At 34.0% G+C, this 22,292-nt stretch carries 23 protein-coding genes and 2 tRNA genes; 13 read left to right on the plus strand and 12 right to left on the minus strand.

The features are described from left to right. Nucleotides 1–49: 49 nt before the first annotated feature. Nucleotides 50–928 carry a geranylgeranylglycerol-phosphate geranylgeranyltransferase gene (locus tag QXK50_05405; GenBank protein MEM2008600.1) on the plus strand — a complete coding sequence of 293 codons (879 nt, stop codon included), beginning with the start codon at nucleotides 50–52 and terminating at the stop codon, nucleotides 926–928. On the opposite strand, the gene QXK50_05410 is transcribed toward QXK50_05405, so the two are convergent. Further along, nucleotides 920–1,450 carry a cob(I)yrinic acid a,c-diamide adenosyltransferase gene (locus tag QXK50_05410; protein ID MEM2008601.1) on the minus strand — a complete coding sequence of 177 codons (531 nt, stop codon included), beginning with the start codon at nucleotides 1,448–1,450 and terminating at the stop codon, nucleotides 920–922. The two genes, QXK50_05405 and QXK50_05410, sit on opposite strands and share 9 nt — an antisense overlap. A gap of 293 nt (nucleotides 1,451–1,743) precedes the next feature. Here QXK50_05410 and QXK50_05415 point away from each other — a divergent pair, with 293 nt between their 5' ends. After that, nucleotides 1,744–1,989, plus strand: a complete 246-nt coding sequence (locus QXK50_05415; GenBank protein ID MEM2008602.1) for a hypothetical protein — start codon at nucleotides 1,744–1,746, stop codon at nucleotides 1,987–1,989. 90 nt (nucleotides 1,990–2,079) lie between these two features. Here QXK50_05415 and QXK50_05420 read toward each other — a convergent pair whose 3' ends face one another. After that, complete coding sequence (locus QXK50_05420) at nucleotides 2,080–3,078, minus strand: hypothetical protein (GenBank protein MEM2008603.1); 999 nt, start codon at nucleotides 3,076–3,078, stop codon at nucleotides 2,080–2,082. Nucleotides 3,079–3,315: 237 nt separating this feature from the next. Between QXK50_05420 and QXK50_05425 the strand changes: the two genes are divergently transcribed. Together QXK50_05425 and amrB are read left to right on the plus strand one after the other, a co-directional pair. Further along, nucleotides 3,316–4,131 (plus strand): aldo/keto reductase, encoded by an 816-nt coding sequence (locus tag QXK50_05425; protein MEM2008604.1) that lies wholly within the window; start codon nucleotides 3,316–3,318, stop codon nucleotides 4,129–4,131. A 34-nt stretch (nucleotides 4,132–4,165) separates the two neighbouring features. After that, on the plus strand, nucleotides 4,166–5,074 hold the full coding sequence (gene amrB / locus QXK50_05430; GenBank protein MEM2008605.1) for an AmmeMemoRadiSam system protein B: 909 nt from the start codon (nucleotides 4,166–4,168) through the stop codon (nucleotides 5,072–5,074). Nucleotides 5,075–5,084: 10 nt separating this feature from the next. Here amrB and QXK50_05435 read toward each other — a convergent pair whose 3' ends face one another. The 3 genes from QXK50_05435 to QXK50_05445 form a co-directional block, all read right to left on the minus strand. Then, nucleotides 5,085–5,783 carry a hypothetical protein gene (locus QXK50_05435; GenBank protein MEM2008606.1) on the minus strand — a complete coding sequence of 233 codons (699 nt, stop codon included), beginning with the start codon at nucleotides 5,781–5,783 and terminating at the stop codon, nucleotides 5,085–5,087. A 472-nt stretch (nucleotides 5,784–6,255) separates the two neighbouring features. Further along, nucleotides 6,256–7,275: a mevalonate kinase gene (gene mvk / locus QXK50_05440; GenBank protein MEM2008607.1), complete on the minus strand. Its 1,020-nt coding sequence runs from the start codon at nucleotides 7,273–7,275 to the stop codon at nucleotides 6,256–6,258. A 95-nt stretch (nucleotides 7,276–7,370) separates the two neighbouring features. Beyond that, nucleotides 7,371–9,230: a threonine--tRNA ligase gene (locus QXK50_05445; protein MEM2008608.1), complete on the minus strand. Its 1,860-nt coding sequence runs from the start codon at nucleotides 9,228–9,230 to the stop codon at nucleotides 7,371–7,373. A gap of 206 nt (nucleotides 9,231–9,436) precedes the next feature. Between QXK50_05445 and radA the strand changes: the two genes are divergently transcribed. The 5 genes from radA to QXK50_05470 all read left to right on the plus strand — a co-directional run bounded on the left by radA (nucleotide 9,437) and on the right by QXK50_05470 (nucleotide 14,010). Continuing rightward, on the plus strand, nucleotides 9,437–10,387 hold the full coding sequence (gene radA, locus QXK50_05450; protein MEM2008609.1) for a DNA repair and recombination protein RadA: 951 nt from the start codon (nucleotides 9,437–9,439) through the stop codon (nucleotides 10,385–10,387). A gap of 97 nt (nucleotides 10,388–10,484) precedes the next feature. Next, the gene (locus QXK50_05455) at nucleotides 10,485–11,303 is read left to right on the plus strand and encodes a hypothetical protein (GenBank protein MEM2008610.1); all 819 of its coding nucleotides are present in this window, start codon (nucleotides 10,485–10,487) and stop codon (nucleotides 11,301–11,303) included. Nucleotides 11,304–11,370: 67 nt separating this feature from the next. Next, nucleotides 11,371–11,859 (plus strand): HIT domain-containing protein, encoded by a 489-nt coding sequence (locus QXK50_05460; GenBank protein ID MEM2008611.1) that lies wholly within the window; start codon nucleotides 11,371–11,373, stop codon nucleotides 11,857–11,859. 367 nt (nucleotides 11,860–12,226) lie between these two features. Beyond that, the gene (locus QXK50_05465) at nucleotides 12,227–13,081 is read left to right on the plus strand and encodes an N-glycosylase/DNA lyase (GenBank protein MEM2008612.1); all 855 of its coding nucleotides are present in this window, start codon (nucleotides 12,227–12,229) and stop codon (nucleotides 13,079–13,081) included. Nucleotides 13,082–13,416: 335 nt separating this feature from the next. Next, nucleotides 13,417–14,010, plus strand: coding sequence for a nicotinamidase (locus QXK50_05470; protein MEM2008613.1), 594 nt, complete (start codon nucleotides 13,417–13,419; stop codon nucleotides 14,008–14,010). A 5-nt stretch (nucleotides 14,011–14,015) separates the two neighbouring features. Here QXK50_05470 and QXK50_05475 read toward each other — a convergent pair whose 3' ends face one another. Then, nucleotides 14,016–14,783 (minus strand): hypothetical protein, encoded by a 768-nt coding sequence (locus QXK50_05475; GenBank protein ID MEM2008614.1) that lies wholly within the window; start codon nucleotides 14,781–14,783, stop codon nucleotides 14,016–14,018. A gap of 271 nt (nucleotides 14,784–15,054) precedes the next feature. Here QXK50_05475 and QXK50_05480 point away from each other — a divergent pair, with 271 nt between their 5' ends. Next, nucleotides 15,055–15,531, plus strand: a complete 477-nt coding sequence (locus QXK50_05480; GenBank protein ID MEM2008615.1) for a thioredoxin family protein — start codon at nucleotides 15,055–15,057, stop codon at nucleotides 15,529–15,531. Between the two features lie 6 nt (nucleotides 15,532–15,537). Here the strand turns inward: QXK50_05480 and QXK50_05485 are convergent, their stop codons facing one another. From QXK50_05485 to QXK50_05505, 5 genes are all read right to left on the minus strand, one after another. After that, complete coding sequence (locus QXK50_05485) at nucleotides 15,538–16,554, minus strand: DNA double-strand break repair nuclease NurA (protein MEM2008616.1); 1,017 nt, start codon at nucleotides 16,552–16,554, stop codon at nucleotides 15,538–15,540. 25 nt (nucleotides 16,555–16,579) lie between these two features. Then, nucleotides 16,580–17,644 carry a DUF711 family protein gene (locus tag QXK50_05490; protein ID MEM2008617.1) on the minus strand — a complete coding sequence of 355 codons (1,065 nt, stop codon included), beginning with the start codon at nucleotides 17,642–17,644 and terminating at the stop codon, nucleotides 16,580–16,582. 217 nt (nucleotides 17,645–17,861) lie between these two features. Continuing rightward, nucleotides 17,862–18,416: a flavin reductase family protein gene (locus QXK50_05495; protein MEM2008618.1), complete on the minus strand. Its 555-nt coding sequence runs from the start codon at nucleotides 18,414–18,416 to the stop codon at nucleotides 17,862–17,864. Continuing rightward, complete coding sequence (locus tag QXK50_05500) at nucleotides 18,409–19,686, minus strand: hypothetical protein (GenBank protein ID MEM2008619.1); 1,278 nt, start codon at nucleotides 19,684–19,686, stop codon at nucleotides 18,409–18,411. The genes QXK50_05495 and QXK50_05500 overlap by 8 nt, the downstream gene beginning before the upstream one ends. Before the next feature lie 59 nt (nucleotides 19,687–19,745). Next, nucleotides 19,746–20,348: a hypothetical protein gene (locus QXK50_05505; GenBank protein ID MEM2008620.1), complete on the minus strand. Its 603-nt coding sequence runs from the start codon at nucleotides 20,346–20,348 to the stop codon at nucleotides 19,746–19,748. Nucleotides 20,349–20,391: 43 nt separating this feature from the next. On the opposite strand from QXK50_05505, the gene QXK50_05510 reads away from it, so the two are divergent. After that, a complete protein-coding gene (locus QXK50_05510) occupies nucleotides 20,392–21,237 on the plus strand; it encodes a TIM barrel protein (protein ID MEM2008621.1) in 846 nt (281 codons plus the stop codon). A gap of 56 nt (nucleotides 21,238–21,293) precedes the next feature. Beyond that, nucleotides 21,294–21,371, plus strand: a tRNA-Arg gene (locus tag QXK50_05515). Nucleotides 21,372–21,568: 197 nt separating this feature from the next. Here the strand turns inward: QXK50_05515 and QXK50_05520 are convergent. Further along, nucleotides 21,569–21,660: transfer RNA gene (locus QXK50_05520), tRNA-Lys, on the minus strand. Between the two features lie 144 nt (nucleotides 21,661–21,804). Here QXK50_05520 and QXK50_05525 point away from each other — a divergent pair. Continuing rightward, nucleotides 21,805–22,266 carry a hypothetical protein gene (locus QXK50_05525; GenBank protein MEM2008622.1) on the plus strand — a complete coding sequence of 154 codons (462 nt, stop codon included), beginning with the start codon at nucleotides 21,805–21,807 and terminating at the stop codon, nucleotides 22,264–22,266. Nucleotides 22,267–22,292 lie beyond the last annotated feature (26 nt).

The following is a 22,292-nucleotide window of genomic DNA, read 5'->3' on the forward strand; positions in this document are numbered from 1 at the left end:
TTGGTAGGGGAATTGAAAGCTCTCCTTGTGGTACTATAAGGTAGATACTATGTCGAGGTATTCGAGAATTCTGAAATCATGGTTCTCACTTATTAGAATAGGTAACGCGATCGCCTTAGGTTATGCCGCTATTGTCGGATATGTACTAGGTATTCCAAGACACATTGATGCTTTAGTAACGATCAAGCTTTTTACAGTAGCATTTCTTATTGGTAGCGGAAGCAATGCCATAAACGATTACTATGATAGATATATTGATCAGCTAAATAAACCCTGGAGACCTATACCTTCTGGATTAATAGATGCTACTACAGCATATGTCGTAGCTATAGCCCTTCTAGCTATAGGTGTAGCGCTCTCTTTCTCAGTGTCATTATTGAACACACTAATAGCGTTAGTTGCATCCATACTTTCTTACCTCTATTCACAAAGATTGAAAAAGATTATACTCTTAGGTAATATTATTGTGGCTTTCTTGACAAGTCTTGCAATAATCTATGGAGGGTCGGCATCAAACATCACAATTCATGTATGTATAGCTAGTCTGTATGCATTTCTATTAAACATTGGAAGAGAATTTCTCAAAGGAATAGAAGATGTAGAAGGTGATAAGAAATATGGGGTGAAAACCTTAGCTACAGTGCTAGGTTCAAAAAACGCGTTCATTATTTCTATGAGCATCTTTCTTAGCTTAATCATGTTAAGCTTTATACCATACTTCGATTCCAGATTTAATTACTCTATCATGTACTTGATCATTACCGTAACTGGAGTAGATACCATAATAGTAATAGCCCTGATAAAGGCTTCGTCGTTGAACCCTAAAGATGCGTTAAAAGCAACAAAACTACTCAAGATCGCTGTCTTCTGCGGAATATCTGTATTCTTTTTTGAGGCTTTAAGAATCATCTACGGTATATCAATCTAAACGTTCGAAATCTATTCCTCTAATCGCATCAACATACAATGCATAAACATACAAAAGATCGGAAAGTCTATTTAAGTAGACATAGATGTTCCTGTTAATCAAACCGTTTCTCAATAAAGCAACAGCTCTACGCTCAACAGATCTACATAAAGTTCTAGCAAAATGGAGCAATGAAGACTCTAGACTACTTCCAGGCACAACAAAACAATGATTAACATTGACTATTTTGCTAAACGTAATAATTTCTTTTTCGACATCCTCAACATACTTACTAAAGAGATCACTATATCTATGATCTCCTGCTGCTATTCCTGCTACCTTCATTAAAGTTAACTGTATACTCTTAATTTTTGTTGCTATTTCTCTTAAGGCTTCGTTTTCACTTATAGTAGATCTTATGATACCGAGAAAGGATACAAGCTCATCTACACTTCCTATGAATTCTATTATGTATGAATCTTTAGGAATGCGAGCACCTATGATGTCTGTATATCCGTTGTCTCCTCTATGAACAATCTTCATTCCGTATCCCACTTGTAATATATTTTGAAGTCTAATTTATCTTTCTCATTTAACCGTTGATAATCAACTCAGTTTACATTTTTAGCTGTACCTCTATGAGGGTGTATCAGTTTATTAGTCGTGTGATAGATAAAATAACGTGATCGATATCATCAAATAATGTTTAAATAGATAATGATGAATGGTGACGGAGAGGACCACAAGGGATGATAGCAAGACGCCTAACTGAACATATAGTATTTAAAATTTGGGTAAAGATAATAATGTATAAAGCTTTGTCCTGGCGAATGGTTATGAAATGTCTAGCAATTAAGATAGTGAGTTTTAAAAATATTGGAGAGAAAACTTTAGAAATATGCTCAGAAAGTAGAGAAGTTTCAACTATTTTGAATATTATTAAAAAACAAATAGACATTGAGATGGTTCAAGAGGAGTTAATGGTTGTATGTGATAATAAACAACTTTACCTAGATGAAGAGGTTCCGGAAGAATGCAAGGTATTAATGTTGTTTCCATTAGCACTTGGTGGAACCATATAGATATGATGTTGTGCTCTAGTCTGAGGGATGATGAATTCGAACCTCACTGATTATATATTCATATACTTCATCAGATGAGGATATTCTATATCAACTGTTATCTATAACCAAGCTTATTTTGTCAAAAATTGCTATTCGTTTTATTAAATTAATCCATAGTCTATCATTACTTATAGAGCCTTTTTCTGAAAAATTGTTTATAGGACTTATAATCAATAGCTTTTTAACTTTTATAATATCTCTAGAACCATTGTATAAATATGGCAAAAATTGTGTTGAAGGCAATGGTATCCATAAATAGTAAAAACAGTTAAGATATTGTTCTAATACTGTAACATATGATGATAAAAATTCTATTATTAGAACATTCGAATTACAATTATCACCTATTGATATGAATTTAAATCGTCTATCGTAGTCTATAGATATTCTACAATTACTATTAAACTCACTAAATGGATCTGAACAAAGGAAAGGATTGTATGTACTAATTACCTCATAATTTCTAATATATCTTAACGTATTTTCAATTATCTCTTTTCTACTCCATATACCTAGTAGGATGTTCATACCATCTATTGAAATGATGCCTTCATGGTGAGCTAATTGTGAGAAGCAGATATGTGCATGTTTATTAACATCTGATTTATTTATTATTATTGTAGGTATGTATTTTGCTGATACGTGGGGCATAGACATAGGATCGTAAACAAATATTAAGTCAAGGTCTTTCTTTGAAACTAGATTGAATCTCTGTAACCATATCTTTGAATCCTTTATAAATGATGCAAAGTCTAAAGGATCAGTTAATGTGGGTCTTCTGAGTAGCAATAGTGCTCCACCAGGTAACAGAATGTAATCATTAAAGTAATTTTTAATGGTATGATAATTACAGGATATAGGTAGCATAATTGTTTTAGATGTTGTATCCTTCATAAACATTCTGTAAGCCTTTTGAAAGTATCTAACAATATTATTGAGTTCATCTCCATAATTTATCACAAAAACCTTACGTAACAACTTTGAGGGAACCTTAATCAATTTGGCTAGTAGCACATTTGATGCCATATATAGTAGTCGATAGAACATAAATTGCCCTAAATATAAGAATAAATATATAGTGATGAAACGGCTGTGAACTGAAACAATAATGAAGAACCGTGTTTAATCTGAAGTTGTATAATAGTCTTTGGAGACTTACTAAAGGATTACGATCAACCTGATAATGTTTATAGATTATAAAGCTGATGTCGAGATAAAAGTAGATAAAGATTATTTATTCTAAATAACACTTGCATAAAGATAGATAACTCGTGTGGTAATACTATGAGTGTAGAAATAGATATGGCTGATCATAAACCTCTAGGTAATACTGGTGAAAAAGTTCCAGCCATAGGACTAGGTACTAAGGGTATACAGAATTATAGATGGGCTGAAGAAGCCCTTTTCCACGCACTTAATCTTGGATTAAGACTTATTGAAACATCAGATCAATATGGGGAAGGTCTTGCTGAAGAAGTTATTGGAAGAACAATCAAGAAATTTAAGCGTGATGAAATATTTATTGTGCTTAGAATTGATTCATATCGACTTTCAGATATAGAGAATGCTATAAAAGTTTTATCTAATAGCTTAAAACGTATGTCTATTTCCTATGTAGATATCCTGTTAGTTGATGGACCTGGCGATGTTGTACCAATAGATTTGCAGATGAATGTTTTAGAGAATATCGCTCAAAAGGGTTTGACAAGATATATAGGATTAAGCGGATTTAAAGTTAAGGACATCTTAAAGGCTCTTGAAGCTCTCTCAAAGTATAGTATCGTAATGATTCAAAATAAGTATAGTATTTTAGATAAGCGTGTAGAAAAAGACATTCTGAAAATAGCTACCGAAAATAAAATGACTTTACAAGCATGCTCACCTCTTGAAAGGGGTTCCGTGAAGCGTAATCCAATGATTATTCATGTGGCAAATAAATACGGTAAAACACCTATACAGGTTGCCCTTAATTATATTATTTCAAAACCATACGTAACCGCTATACCTAAATCCGAGAGAAAAACACATATAGACGAAATTGCTGGAGCCCTTGGGTGGAGATTGGGTAGTGAAGATATAAAGTTTCTAGAGAAACTTTAGAATTAGGTACATGATTTGATGAAGGTATATATCCATGGGATATGAAGTTAGAGATTCTCAGGCTGGTATATGGGGATTCTATCCAATAAACAAGGATAAGTTAATAAAAGAAATAGAAAAGGCATTTGTAGATAGAGAGCTGGGACCTGGCGAGCTACCTAAAAGGTATATCAATGAGGTTAATGTTGTAGGAGGTGTAGTGCCTCATGCAGGGTACCAATATTCTGGTGCATGTGCCAGTTGGTTTTACAAGAAATTAGCTGAAAATGAACCTAAAATAGATACAGTCATAATTCTAGGTACAAATCATAGTGGATTTGGAGGACATATAACCACAACAACTTACTTTAGTAGATGGTCAACTCCTCTAGGTGACATAGAAGTCGATATTGAGCTAATAAAAACACTTAAAGAAAATTATAAAGAGCTAACCGATGATCCACTAGCCCATATAAGAGAACATTCTATCGAAGTACAGCTACCGTTTCTCCAATATATTTACAAAGACTTTAGATTAGTACCAATTGTAGTAAGAGAGATAGATTACGAAGAAGCACAATTATTTGCAAAAGCACTATATGAAACTATCGTTAAAAGCAATAAGAGATGTATAGTTATAGCATCATCTGATTTTACGCATCATGGAGCGATATATAATTATATACTATTTACAAGTAACGTAGGTAATAAAGTTAGAGAACTCGATATGATGTTCATTGATAGAATAATTAATCTAGATACTAAAGGTTTCTTAGAGCTTATTCAAAAATATGATGCAACAATATGTGGTTATGGAGCTATAGCAATAATTATTGAGTACGTTAAACTGTTAAATGGAAAGGCTGAGTTACTAAAGTATTACCATTCAGGAGATGTCACGAGTGATGAAGACATAATTGTGGGATATGCCGCAATAGTGTTTCAGAAAGAGCGTTACAAATAATTAATTATGGTTACCTACCACTATAACATCTATTTGTATAAATTTTCAGATTCAAAAAGTCAATATAGCGGTCTATATCTAGTATGAAATCACGAAATTTGTATAATGAAACTATAGGTACACCTTTAAATACTTTAATTTGTAAATCGTGTAGTGTTACAATAACAGGAAGAATGTTCATTACATGTCTAAGCTTGCTAAGTTTAAGACAGACCCATTCACAATTTCTTAAATATTTTTCAATCCTCTTTATATGATTATCTATTATATCTTCTAGATTCGTATAGAAACTAGACATTCTTTTCCAATGCTTACATTCAATAAATAAAGATAAATTTATAGAGTGATTTAACGCTATTATGTCTATTTGAAATCTTTCAACTCTATCATGTCTATAATTTAAATATGTATCCCAGCCGAATTCTATAAGTAATCTAGTTATGAATTCCTCAAATTCGTGCCATTCTATATACATACTTAATCTACTTGGATCGATACCATACAAGGGTAGATATGTTAAGAATTCGACAGCATCTACGAGTTTTATGTTGTTACCTATCTTTTCCATTATACCTCTCTCAATACATGATTCAATTAGAGAATTAACTTTATCTCTCTCTTTGTATTCTACTAAATTAATAAATTCAATTTCTATATTTCTATCCCTTGTTAATCGTTCAAGAAACTCATATAGAGATGTTCGACCCATTATTATCACAATTTTGCATAGTTGAGTACATAACTCACGTCATTTAGATAACTACCTATAACACTCATGAGTGCTGACACTGTTCTTAGGATAGATCTTGACATCATTTCACCTTGCTCCTTGTGGTCAAAATAATTTCTCCATGATACACAGGCTTTAAGAACATCATGATACCCCTACTTTTGTCTTCACTCGATTCTTCTATATGAAGGATTTAAACCACCTCCTATTCAAAATGATTTCTTTACTATATAATATTAATCTACTTATAGTGTCCGAGAATTATATTATCTATAATGTTATGTACATTCATATCTTCATTTAATTATATACTTAACTGACAATATGCATTACTGATTAATTCAGTTGATAGCTAGCCAAGTATTATTATAAATGTGTTTATGTTTTATTATCTTGCTCGTACATACGTTAATATGTGATACCATAAACAATATCAGTTAATTACAAGCTTCTATACTAACGATACACCATCCTTACATAGTCCCTTACTTATTACTCTGGCCCCTAAGGATTCAGCAACTGAAGCTAGTTCATCTAGTTCGCTTGTTGATCGCGCTAAAGCTAAAAAGGCACCTCCACTTCCTGCACCACTGGTTTTTGCACCTATAGCTCCGGCATTTCGTAACACATGAAGCAATGTGTCATGTGTCATATCTACTATACCTAGGGATTGAAGGATACCATGATTTATGTTCATAAGCACACCTAAGGTTTCTATGTCATGGTTCAGAAAAGCTTTTCTAGCGTTTTCTACAATAGTCTTGATAATGTTCAATAACTCATTAAATACATTTTCATCTTTTTCTTTGAGTTTTCTGACTTTACGAACCAATTCGACTGTTGTGTTTTTTCGATTAGTATAGCCAACAATTATTGGCATCCAATTGTCAGTATCTATGAGCTCTGCCTTAGGTACATTAGGTTCGATGTATCTTAGTCCACCCAATGTAATCGTGTACGTGTCCATGGGGCTAGCCGCCCCTTGTACTGTTTTTTCTACGTTCCAAGCCATTTTAGCTATATCTTGTCGATGATTCTCTAGATTCTCTATGTAGCCATTTAGAGCAAGACATACAACAATCGTACCAACGGATGTGGCTGCAGAAGTCCCTAATCCTATTCCAGTGGGTAGAGGACTATCTATGATTAAACTGTATCCCCTATTTCTTGTAGTACCAAGTTCTTGTTCACATAGATCTATCGATGTTAAAATGTAATTGAGTAATTTTTTAACGATCACAGTATCAGATTGTAACTGTATTTCTTCTCTATCGCGATGTATGGTTATATTGCTGAGAGGTGTTGATAATTTGTTACTAAAAGTAATAGAAACGACTTCTTCTGATAATGTCTTACCCTTTATGTTCATGTATACAGGGATTGTTGAGGCTATGGCTGGAACACCATAGATGACCGCATGTTCGCCAAATAACGTGATCTTTGTTGGTACTTTAACTGTAACCTCATCCATTATGTTGCACCTTCAGAGGAGGTTCATATCATCATGAAATCAGTGTGGGCAACAGACCATCATCTGCTATGATTCTGCAATGTATTTCCGGTTAATTATTCTATAGGTCTGAGGTAATATAGTGTAGGCCTCTGAGTTAATAGTAATGGTAATGCTGGTGGAACCATCGGATATCCTGCCGTATCTTTTAAGAGCATAGATATAAGTTCGTCTAGCGTCATGATCTTCTGTACACTATCTCGTCTAATACGAACATTTACAGTATTTGTACTAACTTCCCTATCACCCACAACTATGACATAAGGTATCCACTCAATTCCAGATTCACGTATTTTCTTACCCAAACTCTCATCACGATCATCTATATCGACACGAAATCCATACCTCAATAATTCACGGGCTATGTTATAGGAATATTCAAAATGTTCTTTCTTAACAGGTATAATTCTTACTTGAATAGGTGAAAGCCATGTTGGTAGCACCGGAACTTGACCTTTATTCTCGGCCTGAGCTATTGCGTCAAAGACCATGTATATGTATCTCTCTAAGGAACCAAGTAGAGCCGTATGAATAATTACTGGATATAATTTTTCCCCATTTTCATTTGTGTAATATATGTTGAAGCGTTTGGCATTTCCTACGTCTATCTGCCATGTAGCTATTTCTCTAGGCCTATTCATTTCATCTATAATTATGTATTCAACATTTATAACCCAATAGTATATATTAGCTGGATAAATTACTAGCAAAACAGGTTTTCCCTCTCTCCTGACTAGTTCTTGGATATAATCACGATAGTTGTTAAAGAAATCTTCAGTCACATTATATATAGCTAGATACTCTCTACCAACTTTTCTAGCTTCTTCAGCTATCTTGTCTCTAACTATATGAACAACCTTTTTTGCTTCCTCAATATCTCTTGTAAGAATATGTAAATCAGGCATATGAAATTTTCTCAATCTAAATCCTAAAACAAGTTCTCCTCTTTGTTCATATCGATAACTATCCGCTACTTCAAACATGCCCAAAGGTAAATCTTTATAACTTAATGTCCAGTCTTTTAGTATAGAGAACTGTTGATAACATGCAGCAAATCTCAGGATTAAGATTTCGTTGTCCATTTCAATTTCATACATTCTTTCTCCGAAGAGTTCTGCATGCTGTTTTACGGGTTCAGCTCGCAGACTAAACATATTGGTTCCTCTAACCCTGAAAATAGGTATACCTAATGATGTTGCTGCAATCCATGAATACATTGAAACAGCATCAAGAATTACTGTAGCATGCGGTTGATATCTCATGTGCCCTTTATCCGATATCTCTTCCCATTCGAATCCAAATTTTCTCAAATACTTACTAATTCTGCCCTCTCCCCCTTCAAGCTCCTTTCCGAAAACCTCTTTGTCTACTAATATCTTGAATTCTTTTTCTTTGTCCTTGAATAGATACTCTTCAGGATTGTATATCATTCCACTAGGCGCCATTATATAGAATTTCTTTTCTATAACTTTCTTCTGTATAACTTGGTCCACTTCAATACGTCTTGATAGCTCACTCAATGGATGGCCATAACAATGAATCAAAAACTCCTTGTACCATCCAAATGGAGCTTTATATACATGTACCTCTCTTTTTAGCAAGGATCTATAGAGATTATTAAGTATCTCTCGAGCTTTATACGGAGATGCCAATGAATGGGATAAATGAGCATAGGGGTAGAGAAGTACAGCATCAGCTTTAACTTTCTTATACACATCCAGAATCTCTTCACACGCTTTTTCTACAATAGCTTCTGGAGCCTTTTCGTCATTAGATTCAATGCTTGTAAAGACTACTAATACATTATTAAGTTCTTTACCGTGAATTACGTCATCTGTAATATCATCTGCTTCGTCTACAGCTTTACTAACAATATTGTACATAAACGTTTTTGCGTGAATAAATAATAATCGCATTGTTTCACCTAATCTATAGATTAAATCCTTGTTCATAACTACATAGTACTAGAGGTGATTATAAAGTTTATACTTTACAGAACCTCACTTAGATGTAGTTTATTCGATATATCTATTATGGTATTAGCCAAAACTTTCTGCTAGGTGCAGTAGACTATATTAGGTCTTTTACCCAATATCACTAACTTAGCGGAGAGTGAAATTATATGACTGAACAGAAGATTAAAAGTCTTGAAGATTTAGGTATCTCTAGTACCATACTGAAGAAATTGCAAGAGGTAGGTATAACTACTTTAGAAGCACTATCAGTAGCAAATGCTCAAGAACTCAGTCAAAATTTAGCAATACCCTTGCCAACAGTTCAAAGACTCATTTCACAAGCAAGAGCTGCTCTGGGATTAAGCTTTAAAACAGCATTAGAGCTAAAGAAGGAAAGAATTGGTCTTCCAAAAATAACTACTAGTAGCAGTAACCTTGATAGTCTACTTGGAGGAGGTATTGAAGTAAAAACAATCACTGAACTCTTTGGAGAATTTGGTAGTGGCAAAACCCAGTTGTGCCATCAATTGGCAGTAAATGTCCAACTTCCTATAGAAAAAGGAGGTTTAAATAAGAAGGCTATATATATAGATAGTGAAGGCACTTTTAGATGGGAACGAGTAGAGGCTATGGCAAAAGCTCTAGGCTTAAACCCTGACGCTGTTATGGAGGGAATATTGTATATAAGAGCCGTTAATAGTGATCACCAGATGGCAATAATAGAGGAATTAAAGGAAATGATACCGAAGGAAAACATAGGTCTAGTCATAGTAGACTCTATAACCGGGCACTTTAGAGCTGAATATCCGGGAAGAGAAAACCTAGCTATAAGACAACAAAAACTAAATAAACATCTACATCAGCTTATGTCATTGGCAGAATTGTATGATGTTGCCGTAATCATCACGAACCAAGTCATGGCAAGACCCGATATATTTTATGGTGATCCTACTGTTGCTATTGGTGGACATGTACTATATCACGCACCTGGTATAAGGGTACAACTTAAAAAGAGTCGAGGAAACAGAAGAATTGCTAGAATTGTTGATGCGCCACACCTTCCAGAAATTGAAACAGTGTTTGTGATTACAGAGGCAGGTATTAGAGATCCAGAGTAGAAGCAAATTGATGCATTCTTCGATAGTTGTACTCAAACTAACATCTGCTCTAAACTTATTCAACTCCTAAATTTAGATATAAGGTAGTGAGACGTAAATGAGCTTTATTGGAGATTTAGATATAGTTGTTATTGGTATTATCTTGAAATGCATAGTGGCTTATGTAACATATAGCTATGCAGCTTTTAGTGATTGGATTAAACGCGAGATCAACCCTTTAATATGGATACCTCCAATAGTATTTGGAGTGGTAATAAACTTAATATCGATTAAGAGCATTGAAAATTACACGAATATTGTCTATGTCAGTTTTACAGAACTTCATCTGTATTTATCTATTACATTATCTATCATGATGATACTATTATTGAGTGTTCTATCATTTGTATTAGGATTACTTGGAGGAGCCGATGTATTATGTACCATAGCGTTTGTATCTATGTATCCAAGTAATATAGAATTGATTGTTTTAGCTCAGAATACCAAATACTTGATTAATTCGAATATTTTACTATTAGTGCTCTTTCTACCACCAATAATTATTATATTCATATTGTACTCGCTTATTGTATTCATATATATGGTTTATAATACTGTTTACAACATAATACATGTAAAGGAATTGAAGAAATACAAAATGACTTTACGGAAAATGTTACATTACATACTTTTCGGGAAAATAGTTAAAGTAGAGGACCTTCAGGCTAAACGTTTCTACTATCCTATATACATACCAAACGTTATAGAAAGATTAACATTTAATGTAGAAGAAGATGATGCTTATTGGAGCAATGTCTTGAAAAAATTGCCGCCAGATACAACTATTGTAGTTACATGGGGAATACCTATGGTTACGTTGATTTCTATAGCAATATTTCTTTATGTTACGTCTCATTTAGCTTTATTGATAATATAGATATATATAAGCTAGTGATCACATCTAAATCATGAAACTAATGTATAGAGAGATAGGGTGGTACGAAATGGATGTGTTATGGGCTCCTTGGCGTAGAAATTACATAGTCTCATTATCAAAAAATAATGAATGTATCTTCTGTAAAGCTGTGCAAGGTGATGATAGGCATAACTATGTTATCTACAGAACTAAGTACGCTATTGCAATGCTTAATCGGTATCCTTACAATAATGGTCATACAATGGTGGCTCCAATAAGACATACACCAAGCCTGGAGCTATTGTCTGATGAAGAGCTCTTAGATATTATAAAGACGGTAAACATCGTCATATTAGCTATCAGACAGAACTATAATCCAGATGGTATTAATATTGGAGCGAATATAGGCAAAGCTGCAGGAGCAGGAATCGAAGGTCATTTACATATACACGTTGTTCCCAGATGGTATGGAGATACAAACTTTATGCCGGTTATAGCTAACACTAAAGTTATACCTGAAAGTCTTGATGAAACTTGGCGTAAATTAAAAGGATATATAGACAAATTCATCAAATAATTCATAGAGATCTCTTACCGATACTAAAATACTAATGCAATTTTCAGATAAGAGCCCTTCATCATTACGATCAGATTTGCTACATCTCATCATGATGCTCAAAAATACGATATTGATATATTAGATGACAGTATTATATGTTTTAAATTATATGTTTTAATAATTAAGTGTTTCTAACTGATAGAAATACTTATACTGAATTCTTTATATCAAAGATGTGCATATAATGTACCGACGATACTGACATTATTATGATTGTAATTGTTCGATTTCCTGATGCATGAGAGGATATTGAGATCTATCCTTAAATTCTTCGGTAAACTTTATATTTTGTCAATAGATTCTTACTAAGTACGAGTGGAGTAATATGATTATGATTATTGTTGATAGAGATAGAATTGAATCTGTAGCCCAAATGTTTAAGTCCATAGGTATCGAAAATGTGTCGACTTTTGAAAATATAGACCCTCAATATCTATCGATTATGAAGGCTATAGCTATGTGCAAATCTGATAATCTTATTTACGCTTTCTATATTAATGCCTTAGTTACATACAAATTAAAAACCAAAGGTGAGTATTTTTGGAAAAAATTTACAGAATTCATTGTAGAAAACTGTGATAAGTTAAAAGATGTTCAGCAACTTCTAAACTTAATAAAAGAATTCACATATAGATACAATAATTATGCTTATGAGAACAAACTCAAAAGAATAATGAAGATAGGTAATTGTCTTGATGTTTTAGATTATACCACTAGTACACATTATCTAGAGTTAGCTAGAAAAACATCTGAGTGCTTAAAAATATCATACAAGTACAAGACAGTTGTATTTTCGATAAAAATTGTTTATTACTTTCATAAAGCTCAAGGCATGAGATCCATATTGCCTTTTGAGTTACCTATACCAGTAGATAGAAGAGTGACGTACATATCTTTCACATCAGGTATGATAGATGTTGTGCACCAAACTCTAAATAAAGACATGGTATCGTTAATAATGAAAAAAGCTGATGTTATAAGAGACGCCTGGAATAGTGTTGCAACTATTTCTCATATACCCCCCTTACATATTGATGCCGTCCTATGGTACCTCGGTAAATACGGTTATATTAATAACAGACGGAGTATCATAGAGGAGGTTCAAAAAAACCTTTATATAATTGATAAGAAAATCGTTGAAAAACTTGTAAATGAATTGTATTTTAGACTACCAGAGTAAACAATAATTTAGTCATAATTAGATAGAATTTATCAAGATCCTTATCTTTATAACTATTTCTAAGGATTGGGTATCTAGGTAATAGTGTGCTATAACTACGATATTTCTTAGAGCATTAACTAACTCTAACTATGGTATCTATAATGTGAGTAATATCCTTCAATACTTGTTTTAACTATATTTCCTTTTCTTACTTAATATTAAACAAGAATATATCAGCTAATCCTATTTCTCACTCATTAACTAGGTACATGATCTGCATTGTACATTACGAATCAAAGTTGATGAAATCTAATAAAGTTGTAGAATATACTATTTATTGGTGCAAATAATCTATGGCTGTAATCAGAATACGGCCTATGGATGCTTTGATTATTGTTGATATGCAAAATGACTTTATGCCTGGGGGAGCTTTACCCGTACCTAATGCTCTCGAAATCATACCTATAATAAATAGTTATATAGATATGTTTAAAAAGAATAAAGCAGTATTTGTTGCAACACGTGATTGGCACCCACCAAACCACATTTCATTTAAATCTCGAGGAGGACCTTGGCCTCCACATTGTATTCAAGGAACCAGGGGAGCAGAGTTTCATCCAGATCTAGCATTGCCTCAAGACGTAATAGTTGTATCTAAAGCTTATGACGAGAATATAGAAGCTTATAGCGGATTTGAAGGAACAAATCTTGATCAGATGCTTAAATTAAGAGAAATAAAAAGAGTATTTATCTGTGGTGTTGCTACAGATTATTGTGTGAAAGCGACGGCACTAGATGCACTTAGACTGAGATACCAGGTCTTTCTCTTAATGGATGCTGTTAGAGGAGTGGATATCCCAAGAGGATCTACTGCTAGAGCTATTGAGGAACTTTTGAACGAAGGCGCAATACTGATAACAGTAAACGATTTTGAAATGAATAGATGAAGATATTATTTGCCTAGTAGAGAACTTGTGAGAGCTATTCTATATGCGGTCTCTACATTATTTACTATAGCTAGTAGTACGGTGCTGGGTATTATCGAAATCAGTCTAGCTATAAATCTTGGTGAGAATGCTGTAGAGCTCTTTAAATCTATTTCATGGTCATTATATATAAGTTTGAAAATCCTCATAGTTATACCCTTAAGGTATCTTACCTCTTTTAGGTTATCATCCTTAGATTCGTTAAGCCATAAGATAAATTCAACTATGTTTAAGACCTGATTATCATCTATTTTTAATTCTCTGAGAGACTTGTCATTAAAATTTTCAATGATTTTTAAAGCTACATCTATGTATGTTCTTATGTTGCTTGGCATTATACGAACAATGTTTCTCTCGCTAGGTGATAGAACAATTTTATGAGCTAAAGCTGAAGACACTAGAATCAGTAAATTCTCATTAGATGTCAAGTCTATGGCTGGAATGTGGGTCCAAAAATTGTTGCTAAACTTTCTATACAAGAAATAACTCTTTATAACAGCATATATCTTTTGTTCATGAATATATATTGTAGTATATGGAATAAGTGGAACTTTAGGTATCCCATCTTCACGGTCTTTAATTGCTATTGGTAATAATACGTCATGAAGAGCTATATAGTATCTACTATTTAGTGATGAGAGATCTAAGATCTTCTGCTCAACGATATAAGAACTGATCAATATATTCATAGAGTCCAAGATATTCAAGAAACGTGTAACTTCATCAATTTTCATTATTAGGCTCCCAAGATAATCCTATGATCGTGACCTCCGTAAATCATTTAGCTTAAAAATATAATATCCTTATATGACGTCATCCCCTTATAATCATTGAACATCTCGATAAAACTACATATATCTTGACCTTATGAATGGCTAATATGGAGTCATTGTGATTAGCTAACGTCTTGTCAGATCATTAATACATTTGATGAAATATTACGACTTTCTGTTAATATAGTTAGGTTTTTAAGGTAGTATTACATTAGATTAGCGGTTAAGACTAATGTATACTAGCAACATTAACGATGTAAACGATGAATTAAATGAAATACTAAATAGAATTGTATCAGGAATAACATCCAATGCTTCTAAAATTAGAACAGTTGAAAAAAGCTGCTGCAAAGCTCATTTAAACAAAGGGACTATTTCTGTACGCACGTATGACGAATTTCTACAGGCAGTGGATGTATGCAAAGTAGCCTTCGTCCTCATCACCACGACAGTATGTCCTTATTGTCAATTATTTAAGTCTATATTTGCTAAGGTTGCTAAAGTCTATTCAGATAGAGCTGTATTTATTGAAGCTAATGCGGACTATGTGCCCGAGATTGCCATGGTCTTTCACGTATATTCTACTCCAACAACATTAGTACTACATAATGGTAAGTTAGTGGATACTGTTATTGGTTACATTCCTTATAACAACTTTGAAAACTATGTTCGAGAAACACTATATAGCATAGGATGTATAAGTAGTTAAAAAGTCTTAGGCAATTTCTATTATTTCTCTACCTGAGGCTATAGGTATCCCTATGAGCATCATGGCATTGATAAGGCTTTTCCTAGGAAGCCTACTGATCCTATGAACATATTCCAACGGTGCAGGATAGCCAGAAGAAGACCACTTCTTCAAGCATGAAGCTACATACTTTATATCTTCTTCATGTACCTCACGTGGGAATGAAATTTGGTAAACAGGTGCATTATCTCTTAATCTCATATATGTAACAGTAACGCTGTTAACATCAATGTATCTGACATCAATAATTTTTGATAGAGCATTTGTTTTAATCTTTATAGGCTCTAGAAATCCAGATCTATAGTAGGGATAGATTCTATACAATCTTGTAAGTTCTAAGACATACATATCAGAATATAAACTTTGTGTATAGAATCCTGCATTTGATGATTTTGCTAAGAAAACGCTATGTTTCTTTTTGCTTAACTCATTAATACACATACTCTTTCTATTTTCTATCGATTCTAGACTATATGTATCTTTGATGCTCTCTATAGTTGTCTCCGCTTCCTTGCTTATCTTAGTTGCTGCAAAAGAAATGAACGATCCATCAATAAGCACGGCATCAACTAATTGTGTGTTCATAATATCTACAATGCTCTCTACTTCAAGCATATACGCATAGCTCGTTAAAGCTTTCTTGAAAATTGATTTCCTAATCACATAGCTTTTCTTCGTAGGTTTAGCACTAATTAATCCCACATCCGAGAACATTTTGTAAGCTAATCTCTTTACAGTATTATCTTGGATTGTGTAAACTGCTGCCATTCCTTGGATGGCATATATATGTCCTATTCTCGATTCTATAAGTAAGAAACTTGAATCAGCTACTGCACAACTACATTCTCTCTCTTCTTCTACTACATACCATCTATATTTCTTTAAAACCTGTTCCGTAGAACCTTTTTCTTTGTCGAATCTGTCTCTAATATTCTTAAGGAGTAGAGGTAGCCTTTGCTCTAATTCTGGAAATATTGTCTCCAATGGTTTCACCATAATATCATCAAATTCAAATCATTGCAACATATGTTGTGCCAAACATCTTCAAATTTACCGGGGCGGTTGGATTCTGATCTACCGGTATTACCCTCATTGCAACATTTCTCCTCTTTATTTTATGTACAGTTAACATATCAATTGCTATACTATAGATGTTCGCATTAATTGGTATAGCAACCATATCCAAACCTGCTACACACACTAAGGAATAATTTATCAGATCCCGAAGTCTTATATCACTATTTTTGATCCGTTCATTTAATATAGAATCTTCTGCTACAGGTAACATAACCTCATTGAAACCTATACTACGAAGCTTAAGCCTCTCTATAATTCTATTTATCAATTTATTTAAGCTATATATAGCGTTTATGGTTCCCGGATGCCCAATTCTATTTCTTATGAGTTTTTCTATCAATCCTGCAACACTTTCATCCATCCATGGAGATAGTGATAAATCAACCCCGATGAACGGCACATCAGAACACTTAGAAAGACACATAGCTTTACCATTAGACTCCTCTATAAATCTAAACAATTCTAACACATTGTTATTAAAAAGAGCTTTCTCGACTAAATCTACATACATTAATGAAATACTCAATCCATGTACATTACTAAAATTACATGTTGCAGGGAAATACGGGGTTTCAATCCATGTACCGAAAATTAATGCAAATCTCGTGTAAACGTTATAATCAATATCAATGCTCCGTCTAAGATACACGCTATCAACAACTTTTTCAATACACATATCATTATCGCATCTTGTAGACATATAGAGCTTCGGGTATGTAGTTAATAATGGAACTATACTATTGATACATTCTCTATGTTCTTCGATACCTAAACCTACCATTATATCATCATCTAACACATTAAATAAATCTTGTGACAATCTGTATAGATCTCTACAATCTGTAGCTGGAGGAAGTATTAAACGTAATGTCCAAGGCTTCATACCGCAAATACTTAAACATTCGGAAATCTTGTCCACGATTTTAGTTATAGACTCAGTAACGTTCTCATTACCATTAAGAGGTGTATGTAATGCTAAAGCCCTTACTTGGGCCATGCCACACCACTACAATAAATATTACTAAGACTTTTTGCTAACTCCGAGGTATTATATTTTGATTGTGAATAAAGTATTTTGGTTTACTAATTAAATACCATTTAGTGACCCCCTACTCCGAGATTACAGCAGAAATAACGTAATCTTAGTATAGATATAGGTAAGACAAGTATACTGAAGTACTGTATCATCCTTTGCATCACTCTAAGCCTGATGCCTAAGGGTTTTGAAAGGATCTTGCCTTAATGTATCTACCAACGTAATAGAAGAACATACCAGAACCGTGTAGAGGTATATTGATTTTTGTAAAATTCCATCCCCAAATATCTGCAGAATCTTCTTTCACATAGTATTCAAGTACCTCAAATACATGGAAACGTGACTCTCCTACATCAACTATGTCAAGAACTTTAGCCTCGATCCAGCCTATGGCATTCTTAAGTATAGGCACCGATACTTTCTTAGCTTTCTCTAACTCTATTTTAAAGTACTTCACCTTGTCTACATTAGCTCCTGAAATAGTTCCTAAGCTGTAGACCGTATCGACTTGATCTATAGACGGAATATTTATTGTAACTTCTTTGTGGTATTCTAGACAGCGATACGTATATGTTTCTTTACCTATTGCTGCTCCTACTGTTGGAGGTTCCTCAGATATCGGTGCAATCCATGAAACAGGCATAATATTTACGCGATCATTGGGACATAAGGAGACTAGCAGGACTACAGGTCTTGGATGAAGTAGATAGTAGAACTTCCTGGGTCTAGGCACACGAATACCCCTCATACTCTCTATAGTCAATTACATCAAATCCTAACATGTAAAGTACTTCTGTAAGTTTTTTGCGCAGATTCCCCTGCATAACGATATGATGGTTATTGGGAACAATATTAGGTAGATATTCAGTACTGTGACTAAATTCTAGAACCATTTGCGCTCTGCATGCCGAATAACCTAAAGTACCAGATGCTACAACGTTAGCTGTAGCAATTGATGCTACAGTAAAGTCTCTATCTATTGAAAGAAGAGTTACAAACTCACCAATATACTCTCCGGTTACCGCATAGGGTTTTCCAGATTCATAGTGAGCTACACTTCTGACATTTTTAGCGATATCTAATGCTATGGTACAGTGAGCTAAAACACATCTATTAGATGAAACATCAACTACATTGACCATCCATCCACTTCTTCCAGTCAATAATCGTGACAACATGAGGCCTAATAAAGCCGGAAGATCTGCTTCACATCCAGCTATAATGCCCTCAGAATTAAGTAACGATAGAGGTATACAGGGCGTTATACCCTTTTTTAATATAAATGGAAAACAATCAATAGCTACAGCATCAAGCTTATCATTAACTACAAAATTCTTTAAGACTAGATAGAGCCTTGCTACTTCATCCATATACTCACCTGGTCCCTCCACATCTATAACTCCTGTGATACGTTTCTTTACTTCATTAACGTCGCTTTCACTATAACGATTCATTTCTTCCAAAACCTGTTCAAAAGGTTTTATATGAATTGATGCATTAAACCTAAATTCAAAAGTTTCTTCAATTTCATTTTTAGTATCTCTATCAACCAGAAGACCTACTCTAGAACCTATTACGGTAGCCACAGATTTGGCTACACTCATCATGTCTCTGATGATCAACATACATTCAGTACTATTCATGTTAGAACAGTGATAAACAAGACTCGTAATACCTCTTCTTTCCATTTTACTTCTAGCTGAAACTGCTGAGGCCAAACTATTGTGCTGAGAATGTGAAAACATTATAATTCTTTCAAAGTTACCACCGTCACTAAAGCTCTCTATAAGACTACTCGTACCTCCGGTTAGGGTTATCGCTATAGGTAGGAACCCTGAGTATTTCTTACCTACGCGTATAGCCTCTTCTGGATCCGTAATGATCTCTTTATGAATCTCTACACCGTATACAGCTATATGATTCTTAATTATATCGTAAAGACCTACATAGTATTCCTTTCCATGTATTTCTGACGCAAAAGGTACAACAACTATCGGTATCATAGGTTTATACCTATAGTTTTTAGAAATAGAATAAATATTAAAGTTATCGTTAAACACAGCTATTCAATGAAAATTCTACAGCCCTTTTCATCACATACCTCTCTAATATTTCTACCCTCAAATAAAAGCTTCCTCAGTTTCGAAACAACTTCTTTTGGTTTCTTGAAATCGAGATCTATATAAAGAGATCCGCTATCTGTTTCCTCTTCATGATTTTCTTCAAAGTATCTTTTCATTCTGTCAAAAGTACCGTTAACAAATATTTCAAGCTTATCTAAGGTGTCTACACCGATTTCTCTTTCAATGTATATAGGGGTGCTGTTTTCAGATATTATGGCTATAACCTGCGGAGTTTCCAAAACTAGGTATAGTATGAACGTGTCTACTGCATCACCATCAAAACATTCATAGAAGAAATGTGTACATTGAACTATTATGAACTCTTTAATGTTATGGTCTTCTCTATGCTTCTTAATATACTCAATCCATATTCTATCAAAAGCCTTACAACCTGGACATTTCCTGTTCCTAAAGTACACTACATGCAGACCGTCTTCGCGTGGTACATATGGTTCTCCTAGCTTCAGTCTAGTCCATGTTAAGGCATTTTTATTATACATGTAGACTCCGTCTTCATCTGTATTCATTTGAAGCCACATCATATTTATCACCTCTCAAAAGTTATAAAATCTATGGTGATGCATTATGTTTGAACCTAGTAAGCTGCACTTTGGTACAGCAGGTATACCAAACTCCACGGCTAGGAAGAACACAATTAATGGTATTAAGAGGATAATCGAGCTAGAACTTGATGGTATGGAGATAGAACTTGTACGTGGTATCAAGATGTCTCTAGAGCTTGCTGAAGAAGCGAAAAATGTTGCTAAAGAATTGGGAGTACTTCTTACAGTTCATGCACCCTATTACGTAAATCTAAATTCTTCAGATTCATCAAAAGTTCAGGCAAGTATTCAAAGAATAGTAGAAAGCGCTAAAATAGGATATGAGGCTGGAGCTTGGAGTGTTGTATTTCATTCAGGTTACTATGGTAATTCATCTCATGAAGCAGCATACAATAACATTAGGAATGCACTAAAAGTTGTTACAGATATGCTTAGAAATTCAGACATCAAGATATGGCTAAGACCTGAGCTAATGGGTAGCATAAGTGAATTTGGATCTCTAGAGGAGGTTATAACTTTGAGTGAAGAACTCGACTACTACGTGCTACCATGCATAGATTTTGCACACCTTCATGCTAGAACAATAGGAAAGTACAATACCTATGAGGAATTTAGAGAAGTACTAATAGTAATAGAAAACAGATTAGGAAGAACAGCACTAAATAATATGCATATACATGTAAGTGGAATCGAGTACGGAAACAAAGGTGAAATAAAACACCTAAACCTAAATGAATCTGACTTTAATTATAGAGACCTCATGAAAATACTGAAAGAATTCAGCGTAAAAGGCATAGTTATAAGCGAATCACCAAATCTAGAAGATGATGCATTACTAATGAAAAACACGTACTTAAAGATAACATAAAATATATACACCACGAATATTTATAATCATGTATTCAGACCGTTATTTAGGTACAAGGGCCCGTAGCTCAGCCAGGATAGAGCGCCGGCCTCCTAAGCCGGTGGTCGGGGGTTCGAATCCCCCCGGGCCCGCCACACAATAGAATGTTCTTTATTCTAATGATTGTTTAAATATGTCATATACAACAGATATTATACTCGGTATTTCTATATCTATAATAATGTTTTTAATGATGCGGCAAGCCGCTGTACGTACAATTCATTATGGCTGATTCCTGGAATTGATAGCAATAGTTCAAGTTAGTACTAAATTGAGTAAGAATTGAATTATGTGGCGGGCCCGCCGGGATTTGAACCCGGGACCTCCGCCCCTTTGGTCTACGGGTTAAGAGCCCGCCGCTCTACCTGGCTGAGCTACGGGCCCAGATGCTGATAAGTTTAAGACTCGTTTTGTTAATAAGCTTATCACAGGCTGTTTAACTATATCAGTAATAGTTCTATCACGCTGTTTCTTAATGAATACAACAGTTATTAAGTTCGGAAAGCAAAGTATTTATGGGGGGGTGGCTTGAGTTCTACATTGAAATTGCCGCCACGCATCAAAATCTTAGAGGCATTGGGTTGCATTGGCGATAAAAGGATTAATTTAATAAACGATAAAAAAGCTATAGTTATATCATCAGATGGATCCAGGAGATATAATGTTTATGTAGATCTTGATAGAGGTGTAGCATATAGTGATGACAATGGTACTAAGCTACGAAGATATATTGGTTATCCTATATTAGCATTGCTAATGATTAAGGGTGTTATACCTCATGATAAGGACTTAGCTAATGCTTTATCAGGTATTCAGTGGAAAAGATTAAATGAATACTATAAGAATTATCATGTTGTAGAGAAGATAGTTCTAGATGTCCTTAAATCAAAAGGGATAAGCAAAGATAGAGTCAACAAATTTATCGAGAATACTATAGATAGACTCCGTAAAATTACATTGCATTACACATATCCTATATCAGAAAGCTGATAACATAACGTTTACTAATTCTTCTA

The sequence above is a fragment of the Ignisphaera sp. genome (assembly GCA_038831005.1).
Taxonomy (GTDB): domain Archaea; phylum Thermoproteota; class Thermoprotei_A; order Sulfolobales; family Ignisphaeraceae; genus Ignisphaera.

Bases quoted from the DNA above. Each gene is read 5' to 3' on its own strand.
- QXK50_05405 (MEM2008600.1), top strand. From the start codon at position 50: ATGTCGAGGTATTCGAGAATTCTGAAATCATGGTTCTCACTTATTAGA.
- QXK50_05410 (MEM2008601.1), bottom strand. From the start codon at position 1,450: ATGAAGATTGTTCATAGAGGAGACAACGGATATACAGACATCATAGGT.
- QXK50_05415 (MEM2008602.1), top strand. From the start codon at position 1,744: ATGAAATGTCTAGCAATTAAGATAGTGAGTTTTAAAAATATTGGAGAG.
- QXK50_05420 (MEM2008603.1), bottom strand. From the start codon at position 3,078: ATGTTCTATCGACTACTATATATGGCATCAAATGTGCTACTAGCCAAA.
- QXK50_05425 (MEM2008604.1), top strand. From the start codon at position 3,316: ATGAGTGTAGAAATAGATATGGCTGATCATAAACCTCTAGGTAATACT.
- amrB (MEM2008605.1), top strand. From the start codon at position 4,166: ATGGGATATGAAGTTAGAGATTCTCAGGCTGGTATATGGGGATTCTAT.
- QXK50_05435 (MEM2008606.1), bottom strand. From the start codon at position 5,783: ATGGGTCGAACATCTCTATATGAGTTTCTTGAACGATTAACAAGGGAT.
- mvk (MEM2008607.1), bottom strand. From the start codon at position 7,275: ATGGATGAGGTTACAGTTAAAGTACCAACAAAGATCACGTTATTTGGC.
- QXK50_05445 (MEM2008608.1), bottom strand. From the start codon at position 9,230: ATGCGATTATTATTTATTCACGCAAAAACGTTTATGTACAATATTGTT.
- radA (MEM2008609.1), top strand. From the start codon at position 9,437: ATGACTGAACAGAAGATTAAAAGTCTTGAAGATTTAGGTATCTCTAGT.
- QXK50_05455 (MEM2008610.1), top strand. From the start codon at position 10,485: ATGAGCTTTATTGGAGATTTAGATATAGTTGTTATTGGTATTATCTTG.
- QXK50_05460 (MEM2008611.1), top strand. From the start codon at position 11,371: ATGGATGTGTTATGGGCTCCTTGGCGTAGAAATTACATAGTCTCATTA.
- QXK50_05465 (MEM2008612.1), top strand. From the start codon at position 12,227: ATGATTATGATTATTGTTGATAGAGATAGAATTGAATCTGTAGCCCAA.
- QXK50_05470 (MEM2008613.1), top strand. From the start codon at position 13,417: ATGGCTGTAATCAGAATACGGCCTATGGATGCTTTGATTATTGTTGAT.
- QXK50_05475 (MEM2008614.1), bottom strand. From the start codon at position 14,783: ATGAAAATTGATGAAGTTACACGTTTCTTGAATATCTTGGACTCTATG.
- QXK50_05480 (MEM2008615.1), top strand. From the start codon at position 15,055: ATGTATACTAGCAACATTAACGATGTAAACGATGAATTAAATGAAATA.
- QXK50_05490 (MEM2008617.1), bottom strand. From the start codon at position 17,644: ATGGCCCAAGTAAGGGCTTTAGCATTACATACACCTCTTAATGGTAAT.
- QXK50_05500 (MEM2008619.1), bottom strand. From the start codon at position 19,686: ATGATACCGATAGTTGTTGTACCTTTTGCGTCAGAAATACATGGAAAG.
- QXK50_05505 (MEM2008620.1), bottom strand. From the start codon at position 20,348: ATGATGTGGCTTCAAATGAATACAGATGAAGACGGAGTCTACATGTAT.
- QXK50_05510 (MEM2008621.1), top strand. From the start codon at position 20,392: ATGTTTGAACCTAGTAAGCTGCACTTTGGTACAGCAGGTATACCAAAC.